This is a genomic window from Curtobacterium pusillum, from assembly GCF_007673235.1.
In the GTDB taxonomy this organism is placed as follows: domain Bacteria; phylum Actinomycetota; class Actinomycetes; order Actinomycetales; family Microbacteriaceae; genus Curtobacterium; species Curtobacterium pusillum_C.
The window spans coordinates 59496-85327 of record NZ_VDZH01000006.1 but is presented as its reverse complement, the minus strand read 5'-3'; the positions used below and the strand labels follow the sequence as shown (position 1 = coordinate 85327).

The 25832-nt window shown below is 71.5% G+C and carries 23 protein-coding genes; 13 read left to right on the top strand and 10 right to left on the bottom strand.

All coding sequences use genetic code 11. From position 1 onward, the window contains the following. Positions 1 to 20 precede the first annotated feature (20 nt). Together rlmC and FS532_RS19140 are read left to right on the top strand one after the other, a co-directional pair. Complete coding sequence (rlmC, locus tag FS532_RS16250; protein ID WP_144756664.1) at positions 21 to 1172, top strand: 23S rRNA (uracil(747)-C(5))-methyltransferase RlmC; 1152 nt, start codon at positions 21 to 23, stop codon at positions 1170 to 1172. Positions 1173 to 1453: 281 nt separating this feature from the next. Then, the gene (locus tag FS532_RS19140) at positions 1454 to 2131 is read left to right on the top strand and encodes a transglycosylase family protein (protein WP_144756662.1); all 678 of its coding nucleotides are present in this window, start codon (positions 1454 to 1456) and stop codon (positions 2129 to 2131) included. A 76-nt stretch (positions 2132 to 2207) separates the two neighbouring features. On the opposite strand, the gene FS532_RS16240 is transcribed toward FS532_RS19140, so the two are convergent. Next, positions 2208 to 3275, bottom strand: a complete 1068-nt coding sequence (locus FS532_RS16240) for an LCP family protein (RefSeq protein ID WP_144756660.1) — start codon at positions 3273 to 3275, stop codon at positions 2208 to 2210. A 79-nt stretch (positions 3276 to 3354) separates the two neighbouring features. Further along, complete coding sequence (locus tag FS532_RS16235; RefSeq protein ID WP_144756658.1) at positions 3355 to 3768, bottom strand: MarR family winged helix-turn-helix transcriptional regulator; 414 nt, start codon at positions 3766 to 3768, stop codon at positions 3355 to 3357. Between the two features lie 76 nt (positions 3769 to 3844). Here FS532_RS16235 and FS532_RS16230 point away from each other — a divergent pair, with 76 nt between their 5' ends. Together FS532_RS16230 and FS532_RS16225 are read left to right on the top strand one after the other, a co-directional pair. After that, a complete protein-coding gene (locus FS532_RS16230) occupies positions 3845 to 5953 on the top strand; it encodes an MMPL family transporter (protein WP_144756656.1) in 2109 nt (702 codons plus the stop codon). A 12-nt stretch (positions 5954 to 5965) separates the two neighbouring features. Beyond that, positions 5966 to 6616: a GntR family transcriptional regulator gene (locus tag FS532_RS16225; RefSeq protein ID WP_144756654.1), complete on the top strand. Its 651-nt coding sequence runs from the start codon at positions 5966 to 5968 to the stop codon at positions 6614 to 6616. A 287-nt stretch (positions 6617 to 6903) separates the two neighbouring features. Here FS532_RS16225 and FS532_RS16220 read toward each other — a convergent pair whose 3' ends face one another. Genes FS532_RS16220 through FS532_RS16210 form a run of 3 tightly spaced genes read right to left on the bottom strand, consistent with a single transcriptional unit; the run spans position 6904 to position 11395 of the window. After that, positions 6904 to 7680, bottom strand: a complete 777-nt coding sequence (locus FS532_RS16220) for an IclR family transcriptional regulator (RefSeq protein ID WP_144756652.1) — start codon at positions 7678 to 7680, stop codon at positions 6904 to 6906. A 26-nt stretch (positions 7681 to 7706) separates the two neighbouring features. Next, entirely contained in the window at positions 7707 to 9116 is a 1410-nt protein-coding gene (locus FS532_RS16215; RefSeq protein ID WP_144756650.1) for a hypothetical protein, read from the bottom strand. Between the two features lie 47 nt (positions 9117 to 9163). Next, positions 9164 to 11395, bottom strand: a complete 2232-nt coding sequence (locus FS532_RS16210) for an FAD-dependent oxidoreductase (protein WP_144756648.1) — start codon at positions 11393 to 11395, stop codon at positions 9164 to 9166. A gap of 108 nt (positions 11396 to 11503) precedes the next feature. On the opposite strand from FS532_RS16210, the gene FS532_RS16205 reads away from it, so the two are divergent. The 3 genes from FS532_RS16205 to FS532_RS16195 all read left to right on the top strand — a co-directional run bounded on the left by FS532_RS16205 (position 11504) and on the right by FS532_RS16195 (position 15365). Beyond that, a complete protein-coding gene (locus FS532_RS16205) occupies positions 11504 to 12871 on the top strand; it encodes an MFS transporter (protein ID WP_222122009.1) in 1368 nt (455 codons plus the stop codon). Between the two features lie 146 nt (positions 12872 to 13017). Next, positions 13018 to 14520: an LCP family protein gene (locus FS532_RS16200; RefSeq protein WP_144756646.1), complete on the top strand. Its 1503-nt coding sequence runs from the start codon at positions 13018 to 13020 to the stop codon at positions 14518 to 14520. Between the two features lie 62 nt (positions 14521 to 14582). Then, the gene (locus FS532_RS16195) at positions 14583 to 15365 is read left to right on the top strand and encodes an endonuclease/exonuclease/phosphatase family protein (RefSeq protein ID WP_144756644.1); all 783 of its coding nucleotides are present in this window, start codon (positions 14583 to 14585) and stop codon (positions 15363 to 15365) included. 49 nt (positions 15366 to 15414) lie between these two features. On the opposite strand, the gene FS532_RS16190 is transcribed toward FS532_RS16195, so the two are convergent. Beyond that, the gene (locus tag FS532_RS16190) at positions 15415 to 16143 is read right to left on the bottom strand and encodes a hypothetical protein (RefSeq protein WP_186322097.1); all 729 of its coding nucleotides are present in this window, start codon (positions 16141 to 16143) and stop codon (positions 15415 to 15417) included. Between the two features lie 134 nt (positions 16144 to 16277). On the opposite strand from FS532_RS16190, the gene FS532_RS16185 reads away from it, so the two are divergent. From FS532_RS16185 to FS532_RS16165, 5 genes are all read left to right on the top strand, one after another. Next, on the top strand, positions 16278 to 16985 hold the full coding sequence (locus FS532_RS16185; protein WP_186322096.1) for a GntR family transcriptional regulator: 708 nt from the start codon (positions 16278 to 16280) through the stop codon (positions 16983 to 16985). A 2-nt stretch (positions 16986 to 16987) separates the two neighbouring features. After that, positions 16988 to 17998: an ADP-ribosylglycohydrolase family protein gene (locus tag FS532_RS16180; protein ID WP_144756638.1), complete on the top strand. Its 1011-nt coding sequence runs from the start codon at positions 16988 to 16990 to the stop codon at positions 17996 to 17998. A 70-nt stretch (positions 17999 to 18068) separates the two neighbouring features. After that, positions 18069 to 19556 (top strand): purine-cytosine permease family protein, encoded by a 1488-nt coding sequence (locus FS532_RS16175; RefSeq protein ID WP_144756636.1) that lies wholly within the window; start codon positions 18069 to 18071, stop codon positions 19554 to 19556. After that, entirely contained in the window at positions 19556 to 20488 is a 933-nt protein-coding gene (locus FS532_RS16170) for a PfkB family carbohydrate kinase (protein ID WP_144756634.1), read from the top strand. Before FS532_RS16175 ends, FS532_RS16170 begins: the two co-directional genes overlap by 1 nt. 274 nt (positions 20489 to 20762) lie before the next feature. Continuing rightward, positions 20763 to 21662 carry an SDR family oxidoreductase gene (locus tag FS532_RS16165; RefSeq protein WP_144756632.1) on the top strand — a complete coding sequence of 300 codons (900 nt, stop codon included), beginning with the start codon at positions 20763 to 20765 and terminating at the stop codon, positions 21660 to 21662. Between the two features lie 107 nt (positions 21663 to 21769). Here the strand turns inward: FS532_RS16165 and FS532_RS16160 are convergent, their stop codons facing one another. Next, positions 21770 to 22531, bottom strand: coding sequence for a hypothetical protein (locus FS532_RS16160; protein WP_144756630.1), 762 nt, complete (start codon positions 22529 to 22531; stop codon positions 21770 to 21772). A 67-nt stretch (positions 22532 to 22598) separates the two neighbouring features. After that, positions 22599 to 22922, bottom strand: a complete 324-nt coding sequence (locus FS532_RS16155) for a hypothetical protein (protein ID WP_097181625.1) — start codon at positions 22920 to 22922, stop codon at positions 22599 to 22601. Positions 22923 to 23090: 168 nt separating this feature from the next. Here FS532_RS16155 and FS532_RS16150 point away from each other — a divergent pair, with 168 nt between their 5' ends. Continuing rightward, positions 23091 to 23765, top strand: a complete 675-nt coding sequence (locus tag FS532_RS16150) for a TetR/AcrR family transcriptional regulator (RefSeq protein WP_144756628.1) — start codon at positions 23091 to 23093, stop codon at positions 23763 to 23765. 10 nt (positions 23766 to 23775) lie between these two features. Here the strand turns inward: FS532_RS16150 and FS532_RS16145 are convergent, their stop codons facing one another. Further along, positions 23776 to 25284 (bottom strand): threonine/serine ThrE exporter family protein, encoded by a 1509-nt coding sequence (locus tag FS532_RS16145; RefSeq protein WP_144756626.1) that lies wholly within the window; start codon positions 25282 to 25284, stop codon positions 23776 to 23778. 99 nt (positions 25285 to 25383) lie between these two features. Then, positions 25384 to 25824: an OsmC family peroxiredoxin gene (locus tag FS532_RS16140; RefSeq protein WP_079237841.1), complete on the bottom strand. Its 441-nt coding sequence runs from the start codon at positions 25822 to 25824 to the stop codon at positions 25384 to 25386. Positions 25825 to 25832: the final 8 nt, after the last annotated feature.

Genomic DNA, 25832 nt, shown 5'->3' with positions numbered 1-25832 from the left:
TGCCGTATCCTGACTCGGCCATGCAGTGCGACTACTTCGACCGCGGGGTGTGCCGATCGTGCACGCTCATGGGGCAGCCGTACGCCGAGCAGGTCCTGGACAAGGAACTCCGCACGCGCGAGCTCCTGCACGACGCGGTGGAGGCGTCGGGTGGCCCGGGCGGCGTCGAGTGGCTCCCGGCCATCACGAGCCCCGAGTCGGCGTACCGCAACAAGGCGAAGATGGTCGTCGGCGGGACGGTCCAGCAGCCGACGGTGGGGATCCTCGACCACCGGCAGCGCGGGGTCGACCTGCGGCACTGCGGGATCTGCACCCCGGGCATCCAGCAGGCGCTGCCCGTCCTGGCCGACTTCATCAGCGACGCCGGCCTCATCCCGTACGACGTCGCCGCACGCCGGGGTGAGCTGAAGTACGTGCTCGTGACCGAGTCGCCCGACGGGGAGCTCATGGTCCGGTTCGTCCTGCGCTCGGAGGGGCAGCTCCCACGGCTCCGGCAGCAGCTCGGGGCACTGCAGCGCGTGTTGCCGAACGCGGTCGTCGTCACCGCGAACCTGCTGCCCGAGCACAAGGCCGTGACCGAAGGCGAGCGCGAGGTCGTGCTCACCGACCAGGAGACCCTGTCGATGCGGCTCGGCGACGTCACGATGCACCTGCGACCGCAGAGCTTCTTCCAGACCAACACGACCGTGGCGACACAGCTGTACGCGCAGGCGTCGGCGTGGATCGACGAGGTGTCGCCCGCCTCGATGTGGGACCTGTACTGCGGCGTCGGCGGGTTCGCCCTGCACGCCGCGCGTCCGGGGCGCTCGGTGACGGGGATCGAGACCAGCCGTGAGGCGATCCGGTCCGCGAAGCAGTCCGCGCGCGAGGCCGGGCTCGAGGGGGTCCGGTTCGCCGCCGACGACGCGACCGAGCACGCGCTCCGATCCCGTCCCGAGGTGCTCCCGGAACTCGTCGTGGTGAACCCGCCGCGGCGCGGGATCGGCGAGACGCTGTCGACGTGGCTCGAGGAGTCCGACGTCCAGCACGTGGTCTACTCCAGCTGCAACCCGGTGACGTTGGCGAAGGACCTCGCGCGCATGCCGTCGCTGCGCCTGCGGCGCGCGCGCGTGCTCGACATGTTCCCGCAGACGGGGCACCTGGAAGCGGTCACGCTGCTGTCCCGGAGGTGACCAGGACGGCGGACGGGAGGCGCGGATCACCGCCGCCACGTTCCTCCAGGCCGTCATTGCCAGGGAACTGCCAAGGTGGCGTACCCGGGTACGCCGCGATCGCCGCGCACGCGGCGATCGACGCGTACAGGTTCACCGCCGGGGTACATAGCATCGATGGGTAGAACCGTTGGTCTCGGTTTGATAACAGTCAAGAGTTTCCTATGGTGGCCGACCGAGGCGCCCCCGGCACGAGACCCCCACCCTCGGTGGCGCTCCCGCAACTGCTTGGAGTATCAACCATGAAGAAGCTTTCCCGTACCCGCACCATCGTCGGTGGCCTGGCCTTCGCCGGCATCGCCGCGACCGGTGTCGGCCTCGCGGCAGCACCCGCGAACGCAGCATCCGGCTCGACCTGGGACGCCCTCGCGCAGTGCGAGTCCGGCGGCAACTGGGCGATCAACACCGGCAACGGCTACTACGGCGGCCTGCAGTTCACCCTCGGCACCTGGCAGGCGAACGGCGGCGCGGGCAACCCTGCCTCCGCGAGCCGTGGCGCCCAGATCGCCGTCGCCGAGCGCGTCCTCGCCTCTCAGGGCTGGGGCGCCTGGCCTGCCTGCTCCGCGAAGCTCGGGCTGAGCGGCACCACCGGTGCAGCTCCGCAGGCCGCGGCTCCGGCACCCGCCGCTCCGGCGCCTGCCGCCCCGCAGCAGCAGGCCGCGCCGCAGCAGGCGGCACCGAGCACGCAGGCCGCGCCGAGCACTACGCAGGCAGCGCCGAAGCCGGCCGCTCCGAGCAAGCCCGCGCCCGTCAAGACGAGCGGCAAGACGTACACGATCGCCTCGGGCGAGACGCTCGACAGCATCGCGACGAAGCTGAAGATCGACGGCGGCTGGAACAAGCTCTGGGCCGCGAACACGTCGACCATCGACGACGCGAACCTCATCTACGCCGGCCAGGAGCTCCAGCTCCCCGCCTGATCGCTCCGGCGATCCGTGCAGCAACGCCCCGCGACCTCGGTCGCGGGGCGTTGTCGTCGTACGGGCTACCGAGGCTCTACTGCGGGTTCTCCTGCAGCCACTCCGGCACGTCGTCGGATCGGAGCGCCTGTGACAGCGACTGCACCGCGAGGGTGTTCACGTTGACGATGGACTGGCCGTCCGGGGACGTCCCCGTGCCCGCGGTGGGCATCGTGAACGTGCTGAGGTCGGACGGGCGGACGTCGCGCAACGACCATCCGAGGCCGACGAGTGTCTGGAAGGTCAGGCCCTCGTCGACGGACAGGTACTTGCTCGTCACCGTCACGAAGTCCTGGATGCGACCGGGATTCGTGATCGTGCCCTTCGAGAGGACGCCGTCGAGGATGCCGCGCATGAACGCCTGCTGGTTCTGCACACGCGTGTAGTCGGCGTCGGCGAAGGAGTAGCGCTCGCGGACGAACGCCAGGGCGGCATCGCCGTCGAGGCGGTTCGCACCGGCCGCGTACGTGTGTCCCCGGGCCTCGAACGCCTTGGGCGAGTCCACCGTGACGCCACCGAGGGCGTCCGTCATGTCCTTGAAGCCCTCGAAGTCGATCTCGGCGACGTGGTCGATCCGGACGTCGAGGAGCCGCTCGACGGTCTGCACCGTCAGCGGGACGCCGCCCCACGCGTACGCGGCGTTCATCTTGGCCATGCCGTGACCGGGGACGTCGACCCACGAGTCACGCATGATCGACATGAGGTACACGCCCGTCCGGTCGGCCGGGACGTGCGCGAGCATCAGGGTGTCGGAGCGGCCGCCGATGTCGAGCTTCTGGTGGTCGCCGTCGGGGTTGTAGTTCGATCGCGAGTCCGAGCCGATGAGCAGGATGTTCTGCGCGCCCGCTGACGGTGCGGGGCGGGAACCGGTCGGGAACGGGTCCGCGATGACGTCCTTGCCGGCGTCGTAGCTGCGGGCGAGACCGCCGACGAAGACGCTCGCGACGACGGCGACCACCGCGGCGATGCCGACGAGCGAGCCGAGCGAGGCGATGAGTGCGACGAGGAACGGCCGCTTGCGCTTCCGCTTCGGTGCGTCGATCGGTGCGGCTGCGGCGGCTTCTGCTGCTTCGGCGGCCTGACGGGCGGCGCGGCGCTCGGACATCGGGGCTCCTGGCGGGTCGGGTCGGTCCTGCTGCCGACGCGGCCAGTCTACGACATGATGTATATCAAACGCTAGGTGATCAGTTCGGCTTGCTGTCCCCGCGCGCGAGCAGGGCGGTCAGTGCCTCACGCAGCGCCGGGTCGTCCGGCAGGACGTCGCGCTCGATGTGCCGGGCCGTCTCCCAGGCCCCGCGACCGTGCTCCGTCACGGTGACGATCCGACGGCGGCGGTCGGCGGGGTGCGGGGAGCGCTCGACCAGGCCGTCCCGTTCCATGCGCTCGAGCGTCCGTGACATCGTCTGCGGCTGCACGCGGGCGGTGCGGGCGAGGGTGTCGGCGCCGGTCGGGCCCGTGCGGATGAGGATGTCGATCGCGATGAGCGCCGCGTGGGGGAGCCCGATGGCCCGGAGCCGCTCGTCCCAGTCTCGTTCGACCGCCCGTGCCGCTGCCGACAGGAGACGGCCGAGTGGCCATCCGTCGGGGGTGTCGCGCATGGATGGAGTCTACGGGCGGGGCTCCTGCGGCTCGTCTAGTAATCAGCATGCTGACTATTGGAGTACGCTCACGGTCGTGTCCCGCTTCCTCCGCATCGTCCTCCCCGCGCTCGTCATCGTGGCCTGGCTCGCGATCGCCTCCGTCGGTGGCCCCTACTTCGGGAAGATCTCCGAGGTCTCGACGAACGACCAGACCTCGTTCCTCCCCGCCTCGGCGGACGCCACCAAGCTGCAGGAGCGCGCGTCGGAGTTCCGGCAGGCATCCGGAGCGCCCGCGATCATCGTGCTGGAGCGCGACGGCGGGCTGACTGCGTCGGACCAGCGGGCCGCTGGCACGTTGGCGGCGGACCTCGGGAAGCGCGACGACGTGCAGGGGGTCAGCCCGGCGATCCCCAGCGAGGACGGTGACGCGGTCGAGATCGTCGCCACGCTGACGCAGGACGCGGACACCGGCGACGCGGTCGAGGCGATCCGCGCCGACGTCGACGACGCCCTGCCGTCCGGCGTGCAGGGGTACGTCACGGGCCCGGCCGGCTTCACCGCCGACCTGACCGAGGCGTTCGCGGGCATCGACGGCATCCTGCTCGGGGTGGCGCTCGCCGCGGTCTTCGTGATCCTCATCATCGTCTACCGATCACCGCTGCTGCCGATCCTCGTGCTCGGCACCGCGACCTTCGCCCTGTGCGCCTCGATCCTCGTCGTGTGGTGGCTCGCCAAGGCCGACATCGTGACCGTGAACGGCCAGGTGCAGGGCATCCTGTCGATCCTCGTCATCGGCGCCGCGACCGACTACGCGCTCCTCTACACGGCACGGTTCCGGGAAGCGCTCCGCGACCACCGCACCGGGTGGGGTGCGACGAAGGCGGCCCTGCGCGGGAGTCTCGAACCCATCCTCGCCTCGGGCGGCACGGTGATCGTCGGCGTCCTCTGCCTGCTGCTCTCCGACCTCAACTCGAACAAGGCGCTCGGTCCGGTCGCGGCGATCGGCATCGCGTTCAGCCTGCTGGCCGCCTTGAGCCTGCTGCCCGCACTCCTGCTGGCCTTCCGACGCGCGGCGTTCTGGCCGCTCCGCCCGGCGTACGGCAGCGCGCACCCCGTCCTCACCGGCCCCGATGCCCGTGGGCTCTGGGCGCGGGTGGGCCGGCTCGTGTCCCGGCGTTCCCGGGTCGTCTGGATCGTGTGCACGGTCGGGCTGCTCGCGATGGGCACCGGTCTCGTCGGGCTCAAGGCCGACGGCGTGCCGCAGAGCGACCTCGTCATCGGGAGTTCGCAGGCCCGCGACGGTCAGGACGTGCTGGCCGACCACTTCCCGGGCGGCTCGGGCAGTCCGGCGCAGGTCATCGGCTCGGCGGCGAAGGTCGACGAGCTCGCCGACGCCATCACCTCGGTCGACGGTGTGGACAGCGTCGTGGCGGCGGCGAAGGACGCCCCGTCAGGAACCGTGGCCCTCGACCAGGCCAGCGGTGCGACCCCGACCGTCTCCCGCGGCGACGTCCTGCTCGAGGCCACCCTGTCCGACCCGGCGGACTCCGACGCCGCCGAGCAGACCGTCCGCGACCTCCGCACCGCGGTCGAGCGGGTGGACCCGGACGCGATCGTCGGCGGTGCCACCGCCACGGCCGTCGACACGAACGACACCGGCGTCCGCGACCGCACGCTCATCATCCCCGTGGTGCTCGCCGTGATCCTGCTCATCCTGATGCTGCTGCTCCGGAGCATCGTCGCGCCGCTCGTCCTGATCGGCAGTGTCATCGTGTCGTTCGCCGCGGCGCTCGGGGTGGGTGCCCTCGTGTTCGACCACGTGTTCCAATTCCCCGGGGCGGACCCGTCCGTGCCGCTCTACTCGTTCGTCTTCCTGGTGGCGCTGGGGGTGGACTACAACATCTTCCTCATGACCCGCGTCCGCGAGGAAGCCCTCCGGCACGGTCCGCACGAGGGCGTCCTCCGCGGCCTCGGCGTCACCGGTGGGGTGATCACCTCGGCGGGGGTCGTCCTCGCGGCGACGTTCGCGGCCCTCGGGGTCATCCCGATCCTCTTCCTGGTGCAGATCGCGTTCGTCGTGGCGTTCGGCGTGCTGCTCGACACGATCGTCGTCCGGTCCCTGCTCGTCCCCGCCCTGGCGCACGACCTGGGCCGGCGCGCGTGGTGGCCGTCGCGCCTGTCGCGCGCAGACCATCACATGTGACACGCTGGGCGTATGCCAGTTCCTTCGACGCAGCCCGCCGCCGAGCGGAAGCTCCTCCGTGACACCGTGCAGGACAAGATCCGGGACGCGATCATGGACGGCACCCTCGAGCCGGGCGAGCGCCTCAACGACGACGACCTCATCGCCTGGCTGGGTGTCTCCCGGACCCCGATCCGCGAAGCCCTCGCCGAGCTCGCCCGCGCCGGACTGATCGAGATGGCGCCGAACCGGTACACCCGGGTCGCCGCCCCGGCGAAGGACGAGCTGCTCGACGCGTACCGCACCCTCGGCGTGATCTACGGCGGCGTCGTCCGACTGGCGACCCCGCGCTTCACCGACGCGCAGCGCAAGAAGGTCGTCAAGATGCTCGACGACGTCACCGCGCAGGTCGAGGCGCAGCACCAGGGCGAGGTCGCCCAGAACGGCGCCGCGATCTACTCGATGTGGGCGGACCACTGCGGCAACCCCTCGCTCGAGCAGCTCTGCAAGTCGACGACGGACGGGCTGGCGTTCAAGCTCCGCGTGCCGGAGCTCGCCGAGCTGATCCCGGCCGACGTGGTCCTGCCCGAGCTCGCGAAGCTCAAGGACGCGGTCCTCGCGAAGGACCCGATCGCGGCCGAGCTCGCCATGGAGGCGATCCACCTGCTCCCGTCGCGCTCGTAGCGCGACCAGCGCGACCAGCTGACGGCCTGGAGGAACGTGGCGGCCCCGCCACGTCCTCCCTCGCAGGCTCGGTCGGCGCGCCCCGCGCAACGCTCCGCGTCGCCGCCGAGCGGGGCGCGCCAGGCCGTCAGTGCGTCACCACCTGCGTCGCGAAAGCGACAGTTCTCGTCGTCGACCACGGACGCTGTCGCGAGAGCGACAGATTGGCGCGAACAGTCGGCCGGATTCTGTCGCTTTCGCGCGGAGGTTGCTGACCAGGCCCGACCGGCCCGACACGCGCCAGGCCGTCAGTGCGCGACCGCGCTGATCATGCCGAGGCCGACGCTGATGCGGTCGGCCACCTCGATGAGGTCCTCGGCGAGAGAATCCATGTCCCGGTCCCGTAGCTGCGTGACCCGCCCCGAGATCGAGAGCGCCGCCACGATGCGCCCCGACGCGTTCCGGATCGGCGCCGCGATGCAGAACCGCCCGAGCGCGACCTCCTGGTTCTCGACGCACCAGCCACGCTTCGCCGACGCCTCGAGGTCGGCCGTCAGCTCGTCGTGCAAGGTGATCGTGTGGTCCGTGTAGCGCGCGAGGTCCTCGCCGAGCAACGCCTGCCGCTCGGACTGCGACAGGTCGAGCATGAGCGCCTTGCCCAGCGCCGAGGCGTGCAGCGGCTGCCGCATCCCGATCATGGTGTGGGACTTCGGGGCGAGCGATCCCTCGAAGTGGCAGAGGTAGATGCAGGCCGTGTCGTCCTGCACGCCGACGTTGGCGGTGAGGCCGATCCGGTGGGCGAGCTCCTGCGCGGCGGCCCGGCTCTCGCGGTGGACGGGGTTGTGGTTGAGCCCCTGGCTGGCGAGCTCGAGCACCGCACGGCCGACGGAGTACCCCTGCGACTCGGGGTCGCGGCGCACGTACTCGAGTGACTCCAGCGTGGCGAGGAGCCGTCCGGTGGTCGAGGTCCCGAGTCCGATCGCACGAGCGATGTCGGAGGCGCGCATCGCCCCGTCGGCAGCACCGAGCGCGCCGAGGACAGCCGCGGCGCGCTCGATGCTCTGGTTCGGAGGGGTGGTGGCCATCCGCCCATTCTGTCCCGTGGAGTCGATCAGGACACCGTGACACCGCTGACGAACGCGTTCGTCCGCACCTGGGCCGCGGTGAGGGGCACACCGCCGAGCACGACGTCCTCGAAGGCGACGCCCGAGATCCCGTGCGTGGCGTCCCACCCGGACAGCGTCACCGGGTCGGCCGTGACGTCGGTGAAGTCGCGGATCGTGATGCCCGTGATCCGGCCGCGCTCGTCGCGGTACCCGGTGTCGTTCGAGTACTGCCCCTTGAGGACCTGCAGCACGATGGCCTGCTTGCCGACCGGCTGCGACTCCACGTGGAAGCCGTCCACGGTGACGTCCGAGACCGTCGCCCAGTCCTGCACGTCGAACTTCAGGGCGACCTCCTTCGCGCGGAGCACGTACGACTGCGTGATGGAGATATCGGTGAACACTTCGGTCTCCATGGACGAGCCGAACCGGACGGGGTTGCCGCCGGTGACGTTCCAGAACGTGGTGTCGGTGGCGTGCAGGCCGCGGGTCTCCGGTTCGCCGTTCGTGGCCGCGTCGAGGGCGTGCCAGCCGAACCCGTCGTCGCCGCTCATCACGAAGTTGTGCTCGACGGTCATGTCCTGCACGCCGTCGGTGTCGATGCCGTCGTTGTTGATGAGCGTGCCCATCAGGTTCAGCCAGGACACGTGGATGCCCGAGGAACGGATGTACAGCGTCTGCCACCACTGGGCGTTGCGGACGCCGATACCGGACACCGTGATGTCCGAGCTGTCGTGGAACCGGATCGCCATCGTCTTGTCGGTCCGCGACGTGTCCGCCCCGGCGTCGAGGATCCCGCGCCCGAGCACCCGCACACCGGTGACGCCGTCGCCGTCGATGCGGCCGTGCACGAGGGCACCCGGCGCGAGGTAGACCGTCTGGCCCGATGCCGGACGGATCACGCCGGCGTCGTGTTCACCCGGGCCGAAGTACAGGACGTGGGAGTCGGTGGCGGACGGCACCGCGGTCTCCTCCGGCGTGACGAAGAGGAACAGCGCGCGGACGCCGGGCGTCTCGATGACGAGCGGGTGCGCGTCGCGGATCGTGAAGGTCACGGTGTCGCCGGAGCGGGTCGTGGCGATCGCGAGCGTCCGCGGGGTGACGACCGGCGTGGCCGACGCGGCGAGACCCGGCATCGTGACGCTGACGGTCGCGGTGCCCGTCCCCTTGGCGAACATCGCGACGTCGTGCGAGGTGCCACTCACCGACTCGGCCTTGACCGGCACGGCGGTGCCGTTCGCCGACACGGTGTGCGCGGTGGCGGTGGGTGCCGTCGGGTTGCCCGGGTTCGCGTGGATCACGGCGGTGCCGGCGGTCGGACCGGCGGCGTTCGTCGCGGCGACCGCCGGGGCAACCGCCCCGAGGGCGGTGAGTGACAGCGCGACGGCTGTCGCGATGGTCAGTGTGCGCAGGCGCATGGCGATCTCCCTTGATCGGTGGTGGTGCTGCGGGTGGTGCGGGTGGGTCAGTAGACCTTCACGGCGCTCGCCGACACGAAGGGCGAACCGTTCGTGGCGGTGACGACGACGCGCAGGGACGCGGTGCGCGTCGGTGCGACGTCGTGCACGCGGTGCCGGTGCCGGTTGTCGGTGACGGTCGCGAGCTCCCGCCACGTTCCGTCGACGCACGCCTCGACCCGGTAGTCCCGGGCGAGCGTCGGGACGGCGTCCCACGGCGTGCGGTGGTGGTGCAGGTTGATGAGGTCGGCGTCGACGTCGTCGTTCCACACGATGCGGACCTCGCGGACGTCGACGGGCTCCGCCCAGTCGAGGGTGAGCGTGGCCACGCCGTCGCCCGGTTCCGACGACCACAGGTGCGGCCCGCCGAAGGGACGCTGGTAGCCGTCGGCGATCCGGGAGGCGCGCCACGCGTCCGACGCACCGGCTGCGGTGAACGCGAAGGAGCGTCCGCGCAGGGCCCGCGCTTCCCAGTCGGTCACGGGCTGGTCGGCCTCCTCGGGGATGTGGTCGTCGAACTGGTCGTCCTCGGCCGACCGGGCCCGGAGCGCGAGGACGCCGTACGGGTGTCCGTCGGTCAGGGGCAGGCGGACCCCGGCGGCACGGCGGACCACGACGACGGCGTTGCACGGCTCGTCCGGCCGGAACCCGAGGTCGACGACCGCCGCGCCCGCGCCGGCGGGGACGCTCGCGGTGTGGGTCGACACGTGCTCGATGGGCGCGTAGTTCTGCGGCTTCCCGGTGGTCCAGAGCTCGATCGTGAGCTCGGTGTCGACATCGGCGACGGTCCGGAGCGCGAACGACCAGAGTGCGGGGTCGGCGGGCAGGACGATCGCGACGTCGCGGTCGAGTGCGAAGGTGTCGTCGGTCGTCCACGGCGTGGTGTCGAGCGCGGTGAGCTCGCTGCTCGCGCTGATCCTGGCGCGCCGCGCGAGGTCGGCGCCGTCGACCGCCCTGACCCCGACGAGCGGCGCGTCCTCGCGGAGCAAGGTCTGCTGCAGCATCGCGACGTGGTCGGTGCCGAGCTCCCGCGGGGTCACGCCGTGCCGGGCCGCGAGGTGCGCCGCGGTCCCGGCCGCCTGACCCTGGGTGGAGCAGGTGGCCATCACCCGGGTGGACCCGAAGGCCACGTGCGACGCGGAGATGTTCCGGCCGGCGAAGAGCAGGTTCGCCACGTCGGCCGAGTAGAGGGAGCGGAACGGGATGTCGTACGTGCCGTCGGTGTACCGCTGCTGCGCGCCGGCGGTCTCGGCGTAGACACCCTCGACGGGGTGCAGGTCGATCGACCAGCCGCCGAACGCGACCGTGTCCGGGAAGGTTCGCTGTGACAGGAGGTCCTGCTGCGTCAGGGTGTGGTCGCCCACGAACCGGCGGTACTCGCGCTTGCCGGGGATCGCGCCGACCCAGTCGAGGGTGAGTGAGTCGGCGTCGAACGAGCCGGAGTTCTTGATGTGGTCCCAGATCCCGTAGACGACGCCCCACAGCTCGTCGCGGATGCGTTCGTTGTCGGTGACGGTGTCGAGCTCGCCGCCCCACTCGATCCACCAGTAGTTGCAGCCGTTGTCGCCGGTCTTGATCGCCCGGTTCGCCAGGATCGGGGTCTTCGCCAGATCGACGGCGATCGAGGGCGGCACGAACTTCTCGGGGCGGCCGGTGTCGTGCGTGGAGAAGAAGATCGAGCTGCCGAGCAGTTCGTCGTCGGGCCGTTCCGGTGCCCACTCCTCCCCGTACTCGTCGCGTCCTTCGCGGCCGATCCGGTACGAGGCCCCGGCGAGGGCACCCACGAGGCCGTCGCCGGTGCAGTCGAGGAAGACCGGCGCGGTGAAGGTGGTCTCGATCTCGGAGCCCATGGTCCAGCCGGTCACGGACGTGATCCGGTCCCCGTCGGTGACCACCGTCCGCACGTCGGTGTTGAGGTGCAGGTGCACGTTCGGTTCGGCGCGGACGAGGTCGAGCACCACCTGGTCCCAGTAGATCGCGTTGCCCTGCGGGTTCCGGTACTGGTTCTCGAGGAAGAGCTCGCCCATGATCCCGGTCTCACGGGCGAACCGCTGCGTGCCGTGGGCGGTGGCGCCGACCACCCACACGCGGACCTCGCTCGAGGAGTTGCCGCCGAGGACCGGGCGGTTGGTGACGAGGGCGACGCTGGAGCCGAGGCGGGCGGCGGCGACGGCGGCGCTCACACCGGCGAGACCGCCTCCGACGACCACGACGTCGTGGTGCTGTTCACGGGACTGCATGGCGGCGACGGTATCACTTGCTGGCGAGACATTCCCACTGTGTGGCAAAGTGTGCCCGGCAAGTGCTATCGTCAACGAACTCTCGACAACGAAGTGTGAGGTCAACCCATGAGCGACGGAACCCGAACGCGCACGAGCGCCGACGCCGCCAGCACCCCCGACGCCGCCACCAGTCCGGACGTCCGCGCAGCGCTGGGCGACGACGCCCGCCGCCAGAGCATGCGGAAGGTCATCGTCGCCGCGGGTGTCGGGCACTTCGTCGAGTGGTTCGACTTCGGCCTCTACGGCACCCTGGCGACGGTCATCTCGCTGTACTTCTTCAAGCAGGGCGACCCCCAGGTGGCACTGCTCTCCGCGTTCGCGGTGTTCGGCGCCGGCTTCGTGATGCGTCCACTCGGCGGCCTGTTCTGGGGCTCGCTCGGTGACCGGGTCGGCCGGAAGACCACGCTCGCGACGGTCATCCTCATCACGAGTGGTGCCACCGCGGTGATGGGCATCCTGCCGACCTACCAGAGCGTCGGACTGCTCGCTCCGATCCTGCTCGTCGTGGTCCGGCTCGTGCAGGGCTTCGCAGCCGGTGGCGAGGGGGCCGGGGCGACCACGCTGCTCGCCGAGTTCGCACCGTCCAACCGGCGCGGCTTCGTGACGAGCTTCATCGACGTCTTCGGGTTCGCCGCGTTCATCGTCGGTGGCGGCCTGGTCTTCCTGTTCACGGCGATCGCCGGTGACGGGGCGCTCGAGTCGTGGGGCTGGCGTGTGCTGTTCCTCATCGCACTGCCGCTCGGCCTCGTCGGGCTGTACCTCCGCTCGAAGCTCGAGGACACCCCGGAGTTCCGCGCCCTCAAGGCCAAGGGCGAACTCGCGAAGAACCCGCTCCGACGCTCGCTCCGGACCGGGTGGAAGGCGCTGCTGTTCTGCGTCGGCTTCGTCGTCCTCAAGGCCGTCGGGCACTGGATCCTGCAGACGTTCATGCCGTCCTACCTGCAGGCCGACCTCGGGTACTCGCCGCTGGTGTCCTACGGCGTCGTGGTCATCGGCTTCATCGTGATCGCCGGTCTCGTGCCGTTCTTCGGGTTGCTCTCGGACAAGATCGGCCGGAAGCCCGTGATGCTCGCCGGTTGCGGCGGGTTCCTCGTGCTCACCTACCCGACCCTCATGCTCATGAACGCCGGCAACTTCTGGGCGGCCGCCGGGGCGATGGTCCTGCTCGGGCTGTTCATGGCGGCGTTCGACGGTGCCGTCAGTGCCGCGATGGCGGAGCTGTTCCCGACGGCCATCCGCTACGGCTCGATGGGCATCGCGTACAACATCAGCGTCGCCCTGTTCGGTGGCATCACGCCGTACTTCGCGACCTGGCTCATCACCGCGACGGGCAACACCTTCGCCCCCGCGTTCTACGTGATGGCGGCGGCCGCGATCACCGGGGTGACCGTCCTCCGGGCGCGCGAGACGAACAAGGCCGAGCTCGCGTCGTAGACGCGACCGGATGACGGACGGGAGGCACGGTGCCAGCTGGCACCGTGCCTCCCGTCCGTGACCGGTGCGTCCCGGTGCGGCGGAATCGCGGCGACCTTCCAGGGCCGTTTCATGTCCACTTCGTGCATCGCAGTTATGGTTTCCGGGTGAGCAACGACCCTGAGCAGACGACCGGCCGCGGCCGCCGCGGCTTCACGCCGCCTCGCCACGGCCGCCAGAAACGGCGTGGCGGCGTCATCCTGCCCGCCGTCGCCGGCGTGCTCACCATGGGGCTCCTGCTGAGCGGCGGCTACGCCGCGTTCGCGTACGGACGGCTCTCGACCGGCATCACGAAGATCGACGCGATCGCCGGCAACAAGTCCGACAAGGACGACGTCGACGGGCAGGCGCAGAACATCCTGCTGGTCGGCGACGACCACCGGCCGGACAACGCGACGCCGGAGGAGATGGCGGAGCTCAGCACCGAGTCCGACGGCGGTGCGACGAACACCGACACGATGATCGTCCTGCACATCAACGCCGACGGCACCCAGGGGACGATGATCTCGTTCCCCCGCGACTCGTACGTCGACATCCCCGGCGTCGGCAAGGGCAAGCTCAACAGCGCCTTCTACTTCGGCACCCTCAACGGCCGCGGTGACACCGGCGGGGCGAAGCTGCTCATCCAGACGATCCAGAACCTCAGCGGCCTGACGATCGACCACTACGTGCGCGTCTCGCTGCTCGGCTTCTACCAGGTCGTCAAGGAGCTCGGGCCGGTCGACGTCTGCCTCAACCAGGCGGCGAAGGACCCGTACTCCGGCGTCGACCTGCCCGCGGGGAAGTCCACGCTCGACGCGAAGCAGGCGCTGTCCTTCGTGCGCCAGCGCCACGGGCTGCCGAACGGCGACCTCGACCGGAACATCCGCCAGCAGTACTTCCTGTCGCAGGAGGCCCGCAAGGTGCTCTCCGCCGGCACCCTGCTCAACCCGGTGAAGATGAACAACATCCTCGGCGCCGTGGGCGGCTCGATCCAGACCGACACCGACCTGGTCAACCTCGCCACGCAGATGCGGAACCTGCGGCCCGGCAACATCCAGTCGGCCACCATCCCGACGCTCGGCACCCCCACCATCTACGTCAACGGCTCGGCGCTGTCCATCGTCGAGATCGACACCGTGGGGCTCCCCGCCTTCGTGCAGAGCCTGGTCGGCGAGCCCGAGGAGTACACGAAGGCGACGGCCGCGCAGCCCGCCGCCACGACCGTCACGGTCCTGAACGGCAGCGGGATCACGGGCGCCGCAGCCGCCGCGGGGGCGAACCTCACCGCGCGGGGCTTCCAGGTCGGCGCCCCGGGCTCGTCCGACACCACGAAGACGACGCAGATCCAGTACCCGGCGGGGCAGGAAGCCCAGGCGAAGGCGCTCGCCGCCGCCGTGCCGGGAGCCGTACCTGTCCGGACCGCCGCCGTGACGGGTGTCACGCTCGTGCTGGGGACCGACGGCAAGACCGCCACGGCGCCGGCCGCTCCCGGTGGTGCGGCGTCGCAGCCGTCGTCGGGGGAGTCCGCGGGGTCGGAGTCGAAGCCGTCGAAGTCCGCGTCGTCGGAGCCGAAGCCGTCGTCGACCGACGTGAAGAGCTACGGCAAGGACGGCGTCTGCATCAACTGACCGGGTCCTCGCACTCCGGCGGGTCACGGTCCCCTGCGCACCGAGGTCGGTAGGTTCGAGGGGTGAGCAACGCAGCGCGTCCGATCACCCTGATGACCTACAACATCAAGAACCCGGATCCCGCGCACGACTGGCCGGCCCGGCTCCCCGTCCTGCTCGACGTGATCCGCCGGCACGATCCCGACCTCGTCTGCGTGCAGGAGGCCTTCGCCCACCAGATGGACGACCTCCGGGCCGGACTGCCGGACCACGGCGACGTCGGACAGGGGCGCGAGGGTGACACGGCGGGGGAGCACGCCGCGGTGTTCTTCCGCCGCAGCCGGCTCCGTCCGCTCGACGAGGGGACCTTCTGGCTGTCGGACACCCCCGACGAGCCCGTCTCGAACACGTGGGGGAGCCTGTTCCCCCGGGTCGCGAACCACGCCCGGTTCCTCGACGCCGAAGGGGACCCGTTCACCCTGCTGACCACGCACCTCGACCACGAGGTCGGCCCGCACGGCGACGAGGTCCGGGCGAAGAGCGCGGCACTCATCGTCGAGCGCCTCAGCACCACGGACGGACCCGTCGTCGTCGCTGGGGACTGCAACGAGCCGGCCGGTGCGGGAACGGCGTCGACGGTGTTCGCGAACGCCGGCTACGACGACGCGTGGGTGGTCGGCGGTGACCCGGAGGACCGGACCGCAACGTTCAACGACTGGGAACCGCCGGTCGACTCGGGGGAGCGCATCGACTGGGTGCTCACGCGCGGGATCGCCGGTGTGGACCGCGTTCTGATCGACCACGACGGACCGGAGACGTGGTTCGCGAGTGACCACTTCCCGGTCGTGGCCACGCTCCGGATCTGAACGGACGCGCCGCTGAACGGATACGCCGGACGTGTCGCCGGGGACCGGGTCAGCAGGTGCGCTGCGCGTGCACCGGCATCGGCGACCCGAGCACCGTGACCGTGGTGTCGTCGGTGAGCGCCGAGACGCCGTTCGTGCCCGCGGCGTCGGCGTCGTCCTCGGGGGCCCAGCCCTCCTCGAGCAGGAGCTGCCAGGCCTTCGCCTCGTCCGAGCCGAACGACATCCGGTCGGCCTTCGGGGCGTCCGAGATGGCGTCGTGGATGTCGTCGCCGACCTGCACGCCGTCGGGTCCGGTCAGCTCGACGTCGTCGCCGAAGCGGGAACGCACGGCATCGCGCAGGACACGGACCTCCACCGCGTTGCCCGCCTGCGCCGGCGTGGTCAGCGCGGCCACCCGGATCGCGCCACCCCACGTGTAGGTGGTGCCGGACGGGAAGCACGCGCCGCCGTCGCCCTCGGCGGTCTGGGTGCGGGACGGGGTGCCGAGCAGGCGGTTGAGCAGGCTCACGGTGGTGCGGGAGTCCCGCATCGAGGCCTCGACCACGGTCTTCTCGCCGCGGCGGAACACCAGGGACTCGGCATCGAGTTCGATCGAGTCGACCCGCTTGAGCTTCGCGGTCGTGACGCGCGCCGGGTCGTCGCGCGGCGCGGTGTCCGGGGCGACCTCGGCCGCCGAGGCCGGTGCCGCGCCGACGCCGGACGCGCCGTCCACGACGAACGTGCCGGCCGAGAAGGCCAGCACGGCGGCGCTCAACGCCAGCACGGTCCGGAAGGTCACCACTCGACGGTACGACGTCGAGGCTGCCTGGACGACGGGTGTTACCGAATCGGAGCCTGGCAGTGACCGGACCGTGACCTTTCCGACCAGGTCACCCTGGACTGGACAGGTCTTGTACATGTATGGTCGCCACCATGCCCGTCTCATCGAAGCGACGCCTCGTCGCCGACGCCCTCCGCGACGCGATCGCGACGGGCCGGTACGTCCCCGGGGAACGCCTCCCCGGCGAGCACGACCTCGCCGAGCGCTACGCGGTCAGCCGCGGCACCGTCCGTGCGGCGCTCGCCGACCTCGCCGACGACGAGTACATCGCGACCCACGGCGGCATCGGTTCGGTGGTCACGTTCGACGGTGCGGCGCTCGACCCGCGCGCCGGCTGGGCACGCTCGATCGCGGGGAGCGGCACCGAGGTGCGCGCCTCGACGCTGCGGATCGAGCGGATCGAGGACGCCGAGCTCGCGAGCCTCGTGGACGCCGACCCCGCGCTCGTCGCGGTCGACCGGGTTCGTTCCGTCGTGGACGGCCCGAAGGTGTCCTACGAGCGCAGTCTCGTCCCGCGCATCGGTCGCCTCGACCGCGCCGTCGAGGAGGGCCTCGTCGACGGATCACTGAGCGCCACCATCGAGGCCGCCGGGCTCGTGCCGGCCCGGGCGGAGCAGTGGATCGACGTCCGGCCGCTGGACGACGACGAGGCGGCCGTGCTCGACCGGGCACCCGGCACGCCGTTCCTGCACAGCCGCCGCGTCGCACGGACGGCAGACGGTGCCTTCGTCGAGGCGGTCGACAGCCTGCTCGACCCCGAGCGCTTCCGTATCCACATGCGTTTCGGACAAGGACGATGACGATGACCGACAGCACGACCCACGACCACGCCCTCGCCGCGTTCCAGGGCCTCGCGATCGGGGACGCCCTCGGGATGCCGACCCAGTCGATGTCGCTGGAGCAGATCCGCGAGGACCACGGCCGCATCACGAGCTTCGTCGACGCCGGCCCCCGACAGCGCATCGCGCACGGCATGCCCGCCGCGAGCATCACCGACGACACCGAGCAGGCCGTGCTCGTCGCACGACTGCTCGTCGAGGGCGACGGCGGACTCGACCCGACGCGGTTCGCCGAGGCGCTCATCGAGTGGGAGCGCGGGATGGCGGCCAAGGGGTCGCTCGACCTGCTCGGTCCCAGCACGAAGACGGCCGTGCAGCGCATCCTCGACGGTGTCCCCGCATCCGAGGCGGGCTCGACGGGCACCACCAACGGTGCCGCGATGCGCATCACCCCGGTCGGCATCACCACGTCGGCCGACGACCTCGAGGTCCTCGTCGACGCCGTGCAGGACGCGTCCCGTGTCACCCACGACACCGGACTCGGCATCGCCGGGGCCTCGGCCGTCGCCGCCGCCGTCAGCGCCGGGATCGACGGTGCCTCCCGCGCGGAGGCGCTCGACGTCGCCGTCGCCGCCGCCCGGATCGGCGAGCGGCGCGGGCACTGGATCGCCGGTGCCTCGATCGCCGACAAGACCGCCTGGGCCCGTGGATGGCTGCCGACGGTGGCAGCGGCGGACCGCATCGCGGCGATCGACGGCGTGATCGGCACGAGCGTCGCGAGCCAGGAGTCCGTCGTGGCGGCGCTCGCCCTCGTCGCGCTCGACCTCGACCCCTGGGAGACCCTCTGCACGGCCGCGAGCACCGGTGGCGACACCGACACGATCGCGGCCATGGCGGGCGCGGTGCTCGGTGCCGTGCACGGGGCGTCGGCATGGTCCCCCGAGGCGGTCGCGCAGGTCGAGTCCGTCAACGGCATCCGGTTCGCGGACGCCGTCTCCCCCCTGCTGGAGCTCCGCGCGGCCAGCAGCCACTAGCCCCGGTCGGTGGCGACCCCCACGAGCCACCGCCCGGCCCCGAAACCCTTCCGACGACGTAAGAGGAACCATGACCGACACCCCGAGCTCGGGAACGCTCACCAGCATCGAGCAGCGCGGCATCGAACCCGTACCAGCGGCCGAACGCACCGGGCAGGCCGGCGCACTCTTCTGGGTGTGGTTCGCCGCCAACATCTCCATCCTCGGCCTGCCCCTCGGCGCGACCCTGGTGGCCTTCCAGCACCTCAACATCTGGCAGGCGCTGCTCGTCGCGGTGATCGGCGCCGCCGGTTCGTTCGCCGTGGTCGGGGTGATCTCGATCGCCGGGCGTCGGGGCGGTGCACCCGGCCTGACCCTGAGCCGGGCGGTCTTCGGCGTCCGCGGCAACATCGGGCCGACCTTCGTCTCGCTGCTCTCCCGCCTCGGCTGGGAGACCGTGAACACCACGACGGCCGCCTTCGTGCTGCTGTCGCTGTTCACGATCCTGTTCGGGACGGACGGCGACGCGAAGCACAACCCTGTCCTGACGATCGTCGCGATCCTCGTGTTCGTCGTGGCGACGGTGCTCATCTCCGGCCTCGGCCACGCGTTCATCGTCGCCGTGCAGAAGTGGGCGACGTGGGTCTTCGGTGCGCTGAACGTCTTCGTCGCCGTGTTCCTGGTCGTCCGCGTCGACTGGCACGTCGTCGGCAGCGCCCCCGCCGGACCGTTCGCCGCGATGGCGATCGGGATCGGCACGATCGCGGCCGGCACCGGCATCGGCTGGGCGACCGCGGGTGCGGACATCGCCCGGTACTCGAAGACGAGCGTGCGCGCCGGCAAGCTCGTCAGCGCGAGCGCCGCCGGAGCCGGCATCCCGCTCGTGGTCCTCGTCGGACTCGGCGCGCTCGTGTCCGCCGGCGACCCGACCCTGGCGCAGGCCGGCGACCCCGTCGCCGCGATCCGCGACCTACTCCCCGGCTGGATGGCCGTCCCGTACCTGATCGCGGCGTTCGGCGGGCTGCTGCTGTCGAACCACCTGTCGGTGTACTCCGCGAGCCTCACCACGCTGACCCTCGGCATCAAGGTGCCCCGGGTGTGGGCCGTCACCGTCGACGTGGTCGTGACGTTCCTCGGCGCGATGTACTTCATGCTCGTCGCCGACGGGTTCTACGCGCCGTTCATCACGTTCATCTCGGTGCTCGCCGTCCCGATCACGGCCTGGCTCGGCGTCTTCATCGCCGACATCGTCCGTCGCACCTGGTACGACCCCGAGGCGCTGCTCGACCTCCGCGCCGGCGGCCGCTACTGGTACTCGGGCGGCATCGCGTGGCGGGCGGTCGTCGCCTGGGCCGTCGCCATCGTCGTCGGCTTCCTGTTCACGAGCGTGCAGGTCGGCGACGCGGACCCGGTGTTCGTCGGCGCCTTCGCCGGCACCTGGATCGGTGCGAACGGTCTCGGCTGGATCGTCACGTTCATCGTCGCCGCCGCGGTCTACGTGCTCACCGGTGGTCCGAAGGGCGCCCTGCACGCACCCGCCGACGAGTCGGCTCCGCTGCCCGCGACGGAGCACGCCTGATGCCCCGTCTGGTCTCGGTCGGCAACGTCATCGTCGACATCGTGATGCGTGTCGGCGAGCTGCCGGACCCGGGCGGCGACGTGATCGCGTCGTCGTCCGAGATCACGGCCGGAGGTGGCCTGAACACGATGGTGGCCGCGCGCCGGGACGGCCTCGACGTGGTCTTCGCCGGGCAGTACGGCTCTGGCCCGTTCGCCGCCGTGGTCCGCCGGGCGCTCGCCGACGCCGACGTCGAGGTCCTGCAGCCCGGCATCCCGGACCAGGACAGCGGGTACTGCGTCGCGCTCGTCGACGCGTCCACCGAGCGGACCTTCGTGACGAGCGTCGGTGCCGAGGGACGGCTCGGTCCGGCCGAGCTCGCCAGGGTGGACCTGCGCGACGACGACACGTTGTTCGTGTCCGGATACGGCCTCGCCCACCCCGTCAACGGTCGCGCGATCGCGGACTGGATTCCGACGATCCCGGCATCGGTGCGGGTCGTGTTCGACCCGTCGCCATTGGTCGACACGCTCGACCCGCAGGTGGTCGCCCCCGTCACGGCGCGTGCGGACATCGTGTCCACGAACGCCCGGGAGGCCCGGCTCACGTCCCCGGGATCAGCCGACCTCCGCCAGGCGGTCACCGCCATGGCCGCGGTCGCGCGGGGCACGGTGCTGGTCCGTGACGGCGGTGCCGGGTGCTGGGTGGCCGATCCGTCGCTGCCCGACGGACCCATCCTGGTGCCGGGGTTCACGGTCGAGGCAGTCGACACGAACGGTGCCGGGGACGCACACGGCGGCGTCCTCGTCGCGGCGCTGTCCCGCGGCGAGGCCCTGCTGGACGCGGTCCGCCGCGCCAACGCCGCCGCCGCGGTCGCGGTGTCGCGACCCGGTCCGGCGACGGCGCCCACGCGGGCCGAGACCGACGCGTTCCTGGCCGCCCACCCGGCCTGACCCGCCCGCCGGGGCCGCACCGTGCCTCCAGTCCGGCCTGACCCGCCCGCCGGGGCCGCACCGTGCCTCCAGTCCGGCCTTCCCGACCACCGCCCGTTCCGCGCCCCGTGGCACACATCGCGCCCCGTCACGGCGGGGCGCGATGTCCGACCGGGGGCGCGATGTGAGCGTGATGGCGCCGGGGAGGCGAGCACCGGCGGACGCAGTCCGGGTCGCGCACCGGGGGACAGGCGCCTGGACGGGCGGAGGCGACCGCCTGCGTACCGTCGGTGCCATGACGGACCAGTACAGCAAGCAGGACCCGACCACGATGTACGCCGACAAGAAGCCCGACGAGCAGTACCTCCCGGGTGCCGGGACCGACGCGGAGATGGCGCAGAACGTGGCCGCCGACCACGGTGAGGACACCTACCGCGGCTCGGGCCGACTCGAGGGCCGCAAGGCGCTCGTGACCGGCGGCGACTCGGGCATCGGCGCGGCCGTCGCGATCGCCTACGCCCGCGAGGGTGCGGACGTGGCCATCTCGTACCTGCCCGAGGAGCAGGAGGACGCCGACCGCATCGTCGCCCTCATCGAGGCCGCCGGCCGCAAGGCCATCGCGCTGCCCGGCGACATCACCTCGCTCGAGGTCTGCGAGCAGCTCGTGGCCGACGCGGTGGAGCAGCTCGGCGGGCTCGACATCCTCGTGAACAACGCGGGCAAGCAGCAGAACGTCGACTCCATCGTCGACATCTCCGACGACGAGTTCGACGAGACCTTCAAGACGAACGTCTACGCGACGTTCCGCATCACGAAGGCCGCCGTGCCGCACCTGCAGCCGGGGTCGACGATCATCAACACGACGTCGATCCAGGCGTACGCTCCGTCCCCGCACCTCGTGCACTACGCGGCGACGAAGTCCACCGTGAACAACCTGGCGAAGGGCCTGGCGGCGCAGCTCGCACCGAAGGGCATCCGCGTGAACGCCGTGGCACCCGGGCCGATCTGGACCCCGCTGCAGCCTGCCGGTGGGCAGAAGCCGGAGGACCTCCCGACCGCCGGGGAGCAGACGTACCTCGGTCGCTGGGGGCAGCCGGCCGAGCTCGCGCCGGCGTACGTGTTCCTGGCGAGCGGCGAGTCGTCGTACGTCGTCGGGGAGACGCTCCACGTCGACGGGGGCATGCCGACGCCGTAGCGCGACGGGCCGGGCGCATCGTGCGCGAGGCGCCGCATCGACAGCGAGACACCGCCGGATCCGGCGGTGTCTCGCTGTGTGTCCGGCGTCTCTCGCGCCGGGCGGTGTCAGGCGCCGACGAGTTCGTCGACCCGGGTGGGGTCGGCGATCGCGGCGTGGAGGTCCGCCGTCGACATGCGGCCGCGGGCCCAGGCGTCGAGGGCGAGAGCGAGCGCGCGGGCGGCCCGGTCGTCGACGCGCGCGGACTCGGGGTCCGCGGTCGCGGTGCGGATCGCCAGGTAGAGCTCGGTGATGTCGGTGTGGTCGTCGAGCGAGACCGCCGGCGTGTGCACCGACGTGGCGATCACGGCGACCGCGGCGTCGTGCGTGACGACCAGGTTGCACGTGGCGAACGCCGAGACGGTGTCCGCGACCGAGTCGGTGTGGGTGACGACCGAGACGGGGATCTCGGTGACGCGACGGAAGGCGCGGACGAGCTGCTTCGTGGCGGCGGCATCGCGCTCGGCGAACTGGAACACCCGGATCGAGGCGAGTTCGAGCTCACCGGCGACGGCGGTGGTGGCGGCGGCGAGGGCCTCGGTGGCGACCGTGGAGTCGGCGCCGATGCTCACGGCGAGTGCGGACGGCCCACCCTCGAGCAGCGCGCCGTGTTCGCGGTGCCAGAGTGCGGCCAGTTCGGCGACGGACGACAGGTCCGCCAGGTCGACGGTCTCCTTGCCCAGGAGGCCGAGGCGCCCGCGGAGACCACGGGCGCCGACGACGAGTGCGTCCTGCGGCAGGAGCGAGCGCAGGGTCTCGATCAGGGCGTCGCGACCGAAGTCACGGGCATCGGTCGACGGGGCGGTGACGAAACGGCGTGCTGCGGGCATCGGGTGCTCCTCGGGAGGGATCGGGTCGCACCCATCCTGACAGCATCGTATTAGAAATACAAGATGTTCAGCACGGGGTCGTGCAGGTGCGCGCCATCCGCTCGAGGAGCTCGCGGGCCGACAGTGCCGCGGCGAGCTCGACCTCGACGGGGTTGATGCCGACCGCGCGCTCGAACTCGCGGCGGCGGGCCTGGTCCGCGATCGCGACCTCCGGACGCTGCGGCAGGACGGCGATCGCCCGAGCGGCGGCGTCGAACGCGCCGACCGGCCGGCCGAGCTGCTCCCACATCGTGCGGACGTCGTGCGCGACCTGGTCGGGATCGCCGCCGAACTCGAAGCCGGCCGAGGCCATGGTCGCCAGTCCCTGCGCGGTGGGGTCGTTCGGGGTCATGTCGGCATCGTCACACGGATCCCCGCGAACGTGCTGCGAACCGACGTCTTGTCCCCCGACATGCCGACACCCGGACCGGGGATTCTGGTGTCCCCCGATCTCCGTTTGGATGGACCTGCCCCCAGTGGGCGACGCGGACAGGACGTCCGGGGACCGACGGAGGGCACGATGCTCGAACACACCAGCGCGGACACGCAGGCGGCAGCCGCCGCGGCCGCCACCCTGCACCTGCGGATCACGATCGTGGGTGCGACCGTCGACCTGCTCCGGGACGTCCCCTTCCACGAGGCCGACGCCGCGAAGGTCGCCGAGCGGCTCGACATCTCCGTCGACGAGCTCCGGCAGCACTTCCCCTCGTGGGACGGGCTCGTGCTCGCCGCGGTCGACCGGTGGAACGGCGGTCGGATGGACGAGGTCACGCGCGAGGTCGGCGACGGGTCCACCGTCCAGCTCCTCCGCGGCATCGTCGCCTCGAACGCCGAGGACCCGGCGCTCATGCGGCTGCTCGTGGCGCTGCTCTCCGTCGCCGGGAACCCGCAGCACCCGATGGCCACGTACCTGCGGTCGCGGTACCAGCTCTTCTACGCGCAGATCAAGCGCGGGCTCGAGCACGACATCGCCGTGGGCCGCGCACCGCACACGATGGACCCCCGTCGCGGAGCGGAGCAGCTCATCGCCCTGTACGAGGGGCTGCAGCTGCAGGCGCTCCTGCGGTCGGACCTCGACCTCGTCCCGGCGTTCGACCGTGCCGTCGCCCGGCTCGAGCGCGGCTGGATGGAGCGATACGAACCGCAGGCCGCACGTCGGCTGTCGACGTGGAGCGACGGCGGCTGGGAGCTCTGAGGGCCGGTCGTCAGCGCGGTCGCGGGCCGCGTGGCACCGATCCGTCGCCAGGGTCGTAGCCCGAGTCGCGGATGACCCGCAGCGCGGTCGTGTCGTTGTGGACCGAGTGCACGACGACCCTCCGTGCGCGGCGCAGCGCCCGTCGAGCACCGGGTGTCGCGACGAGTCCGCCGAGCACGAGCCCGGCGCCGATCGCCAGGGCCACCGACACCGCGGCGACGAAGTCCAGGGCGGCGCTCGACGACCCGGACATGAAGTTCAGCAGCGCGTTGGACACGGCGACACCGGGCAGCAGGGCCCCGCAGAACGCCGGGACCGCGATGGCCGCGACCGCCGTCCGCATCCGGGCTGCGGCGATGGTCGACAGCACGCCGAGGAGCACGGCCGCGAGGAACGTGGCGCCGAGCAGCGGGATGCCGAGGTCACGCAGGCCCCGGAGCGCCGCGCCGGCCGCGACCGAGAACACCACGGCGACCGGGATCACGCGGGCACTGGCCTGCTGCACGAAGCAGTTCGCCGCCGCCGACACCACGGTCAGCGCGAGGGACGCCCAGAGCGGCAGGGTCTGCGTGACGATGCCGGACGGATCGACCTCGATGTGCAGCCACTTCGTCACGGCGATGCCGGCCGGCACCCCGACCACGATCGCCGCGATGATCAGCCCGATGTAGAACGCCCGGGCGACGGCCATCGCCCGGAACCCGGAGATCGCGTCCTGCGCCCACGTGACGAGTGACGGGTGCGGGAGCAGGAGCACCACGAGCGCCGCCACCATCGTCGCGGCCTGGCCGGGGTGCAGCACGCCGGCCCAGATCGCGAGGGTGCCGATCGCCGACGCCACCGCACCCTGCGCCCCGGACACGAAGAACTGCGGGAACCCCCGACCGGTCAGCCACCGTCCGGAGACGATGATCCCGAGCATCAGCACGAACGCGCCCAGGCCCGCTCGCCAGCCGCCACCGGCCTGCATCGAGATCGAGATGCCGAGGATCGACAGCCCCACGTCGGCCAGCCACCGTGGCCACCGTGGCGGCAGGCGGAGCACCGCGACGAGGGCGTTCACGGCCGAGGTCATGTCGCGCTCGTCGTGCACGAGGTCGTCGACGATCTGGTTCGCCCGTGCCAGCCGGTCCAGGTCGGAGCCGTCGGACTGCACGGTGCGGACCTTCACGAGCGGCGGGGTGTCCGCCGGGGCGTACTGGATCGTCACCGAGCTGCCGGAGAAGTCGAGGTCGAGGGGCGCGAGGTTCCACTTCGTCGAGACCGCCACGACGGCCGTCTCGACGCTGCGGGTGTCGGCACCGGAGGCGAGCATCACCTCGGCGAGGTCGAGGCAGAAGTCGACGATCTGCACGGGGGAGTACTGCTCGCGCGGTCGGGTGTCCGGCGTGACGTCCTCGTAGATCGTGCCGCGCAGCCGGGCGCGGGCATCGCGGATGTCGTGCTGCGCCAGGCTCCGGACTCGCGGCCGGGGGAGGCGCCCGGGTCTCGGGGCACCGGGGACGGACTGCTCGGCCATCCCGCCATGGTGCCAGTCACGTTCTCCACGTGACCGGTGGACGGACGGGAGGCGCGGTGCCAGCTGGCACCGCGCCTCCCGTCCGTCCGGTGGTGCTGACTACTGCTCGAGCGTCGCGTGCAGCGTGATGTCGACCCCGGTCAGCGCCTTGCTGACGGGGCACGTCGCCTTGGCGTCGTCGGCTGCCTTGAGGAAGGCCGCCTCGTCGATGCCGGAGACCTCGCCGCTGACGGTGAGGACGATGCCGGTGAGCTTGAAGCCGCCGGCGCTGTCCGGGCCGAGCGAGACGTCGGCCTTGACGTCGAGTGCCTCGACCGTGCCGCCGGCCTCGCCGAGGATCGCGGAGAACTGCATGGCGTAGCAGGCGGAGTGCGCCGCGGCGATGAGTTCCTCGGGGCTGGTGGTGCCGTCGGCGTCCTCGGCGGCGCGCTTCGGGAACGAGACGTCGTACGTGCCGACCTTGGAGCTGGAGAGTTCGACCTGGCCGGAGCCGTCGTTCAGGCCGCCGTTCCAGGCGGTGCGTGCGGTGCGCGTGGGCATGGCCGCTC

What these genes read in the sequence shown, in the direction of transcription:
- rlmC (WP_144756664.1), top strand. Translation starts at nt 21, where the DNA reads ATGCAGTGCGACTACTTCGACCGCGGGGTGTGCCGATCGTGCACGCTC.
- FS532_RS19140 (WP_144756662.1), top strand. Translation starts at nt 1,454, where the DNA reads ATGAAGAAGCTTTCCCGTACCCGCACCATCGTCGGTGGCCTGGCCTTC.
- FS532_RS16240 (WP_144756660.1), bottom strand. Translation starts at nt 3,275, where the DNA reads ATGTCCGAGCGCCGCGCCGCCCGTCAGGCCGCCGAAGCAGCAGAAGCC.
- FS532_RS16235 (WP_144756658.1), bottom strand. Translation starts at nt 3,768, where the DNA reads ATGCGCGACACCCCCGACGGATGGCCACTCGGCCGTCTCCTGTCGGCA.
- FS532_RS16225 (WP_144756654.1), top strand. Translation starts at nt 5,966, where the DNA reads ATGCCAGTTCCTTCGACGCAGCCCGCCGCCGAGCGGAAGCTCCTCCGT.
- FS532_RS16220 (WP_144756652.1), bottom strand. Translation starts at nt 7,680, where the DNA reads ATGGCCACCACCCCTCCGAACCAGAGCATCGAGCGCGCCGCGGCTGTC.
- FS532_RS16215 (WP_144756650.1), bottom strand. Translation starts at nt 9,116, where the DNA reads ATGCGCCTGCGCACACTGACCATCGCGACAGCCGTCGCGCTGTCACTC.
- FS532_RS16210 (WP_144756648.1), bottom strand. Translation starts at nt 11,395, where the DNA reads ATGCAGTCCCGTGAACAGCACCACGACGTCGTGGTCGTCGGAGGCGGT.
- FS532_RS16205 (WP_222122009.1), top strand. Translation starts at nt 11,504, where the DNA reads ATGAGCGACGGAACCCGAACGCGCACGAGCGCCGACGCCGCCAGCACC.
- FS532_RS16185 (WP_186322096.1), top strand. Translation starts at nt 16,278, where the DNA reads ATGCCCGTCTCATCGAAGCGACGCCTCGTCGCCGACGCCCTCCGCGAC.
- FS532_RS16180 (WP_144756638.1), top strand. Translation starts at nt 16,988, where the DNA reads ATGACCGACAGCACGACCCACGACCACGCCCTCGCCGCGTTCCAGGGC.
- FS532_RS16175 (WP_144756636.1), top strand. Translation starts at nt 18,069, where the DNA reads ATGACCGACACCCCGAGCTCGGGAACGCTCACCAGCATCGAGCAGCGC.
- FS532_RS16170 (WP_144756634.1), top strand. Translation starts at nt 19,556, where the DNA reads ATGCCCCGTCTGGTCTCGGTCGGCAACGTCATCGTCGACATCGTGATG.
- FS532_RS16165 (WP_144756632.1), top strand. Translation starts at nt 20,763, where the DNA reads ATGACGGACCAGTACAGCAAGCAGGACCCGACCACGATGTACGCCGAC.
- FS532_RS16160 (WP_144756630.1), bottom strand. Translation starts at nt 22,531, where the DNA reads ATGCCCGCAGCACGCCGTTTCGTCACCGCCCCGTCGACCGATGCCCGT.
- FS532_RS16155 (WP_097181625.1), bottom strand. Translation starts at nt 22,922, where the DNA reads ATGACCCCGAACGACCCCACCGCGCAGGGACTGGCGACCATGGCCTCG.
- FS532_RS16150 (WP_144756628.1), top strand. Translation starts at nt 23,091, where the DNA reads ATGCTCGAACACACCAGCGCGGACACGCAGGCGGCAGCCGCCGCGGCC.
- FS532_RS16145 (WP_144756626.1), bottom strand. Translation starts at nt 25,284, where the DNA reads ATGGCCGAGCAGTCCGTCCCCGGTGCCCCGAGACCCGGGCGCCTCCCC.
- FS532_RS16140 (WP_079237841.1), bottom strand. Translation starts at nt 25,824, where the DNA reads ATGCCCACGCGCACCGCACGCACCGCCTGGAACGGCGGCCTGAACGAC.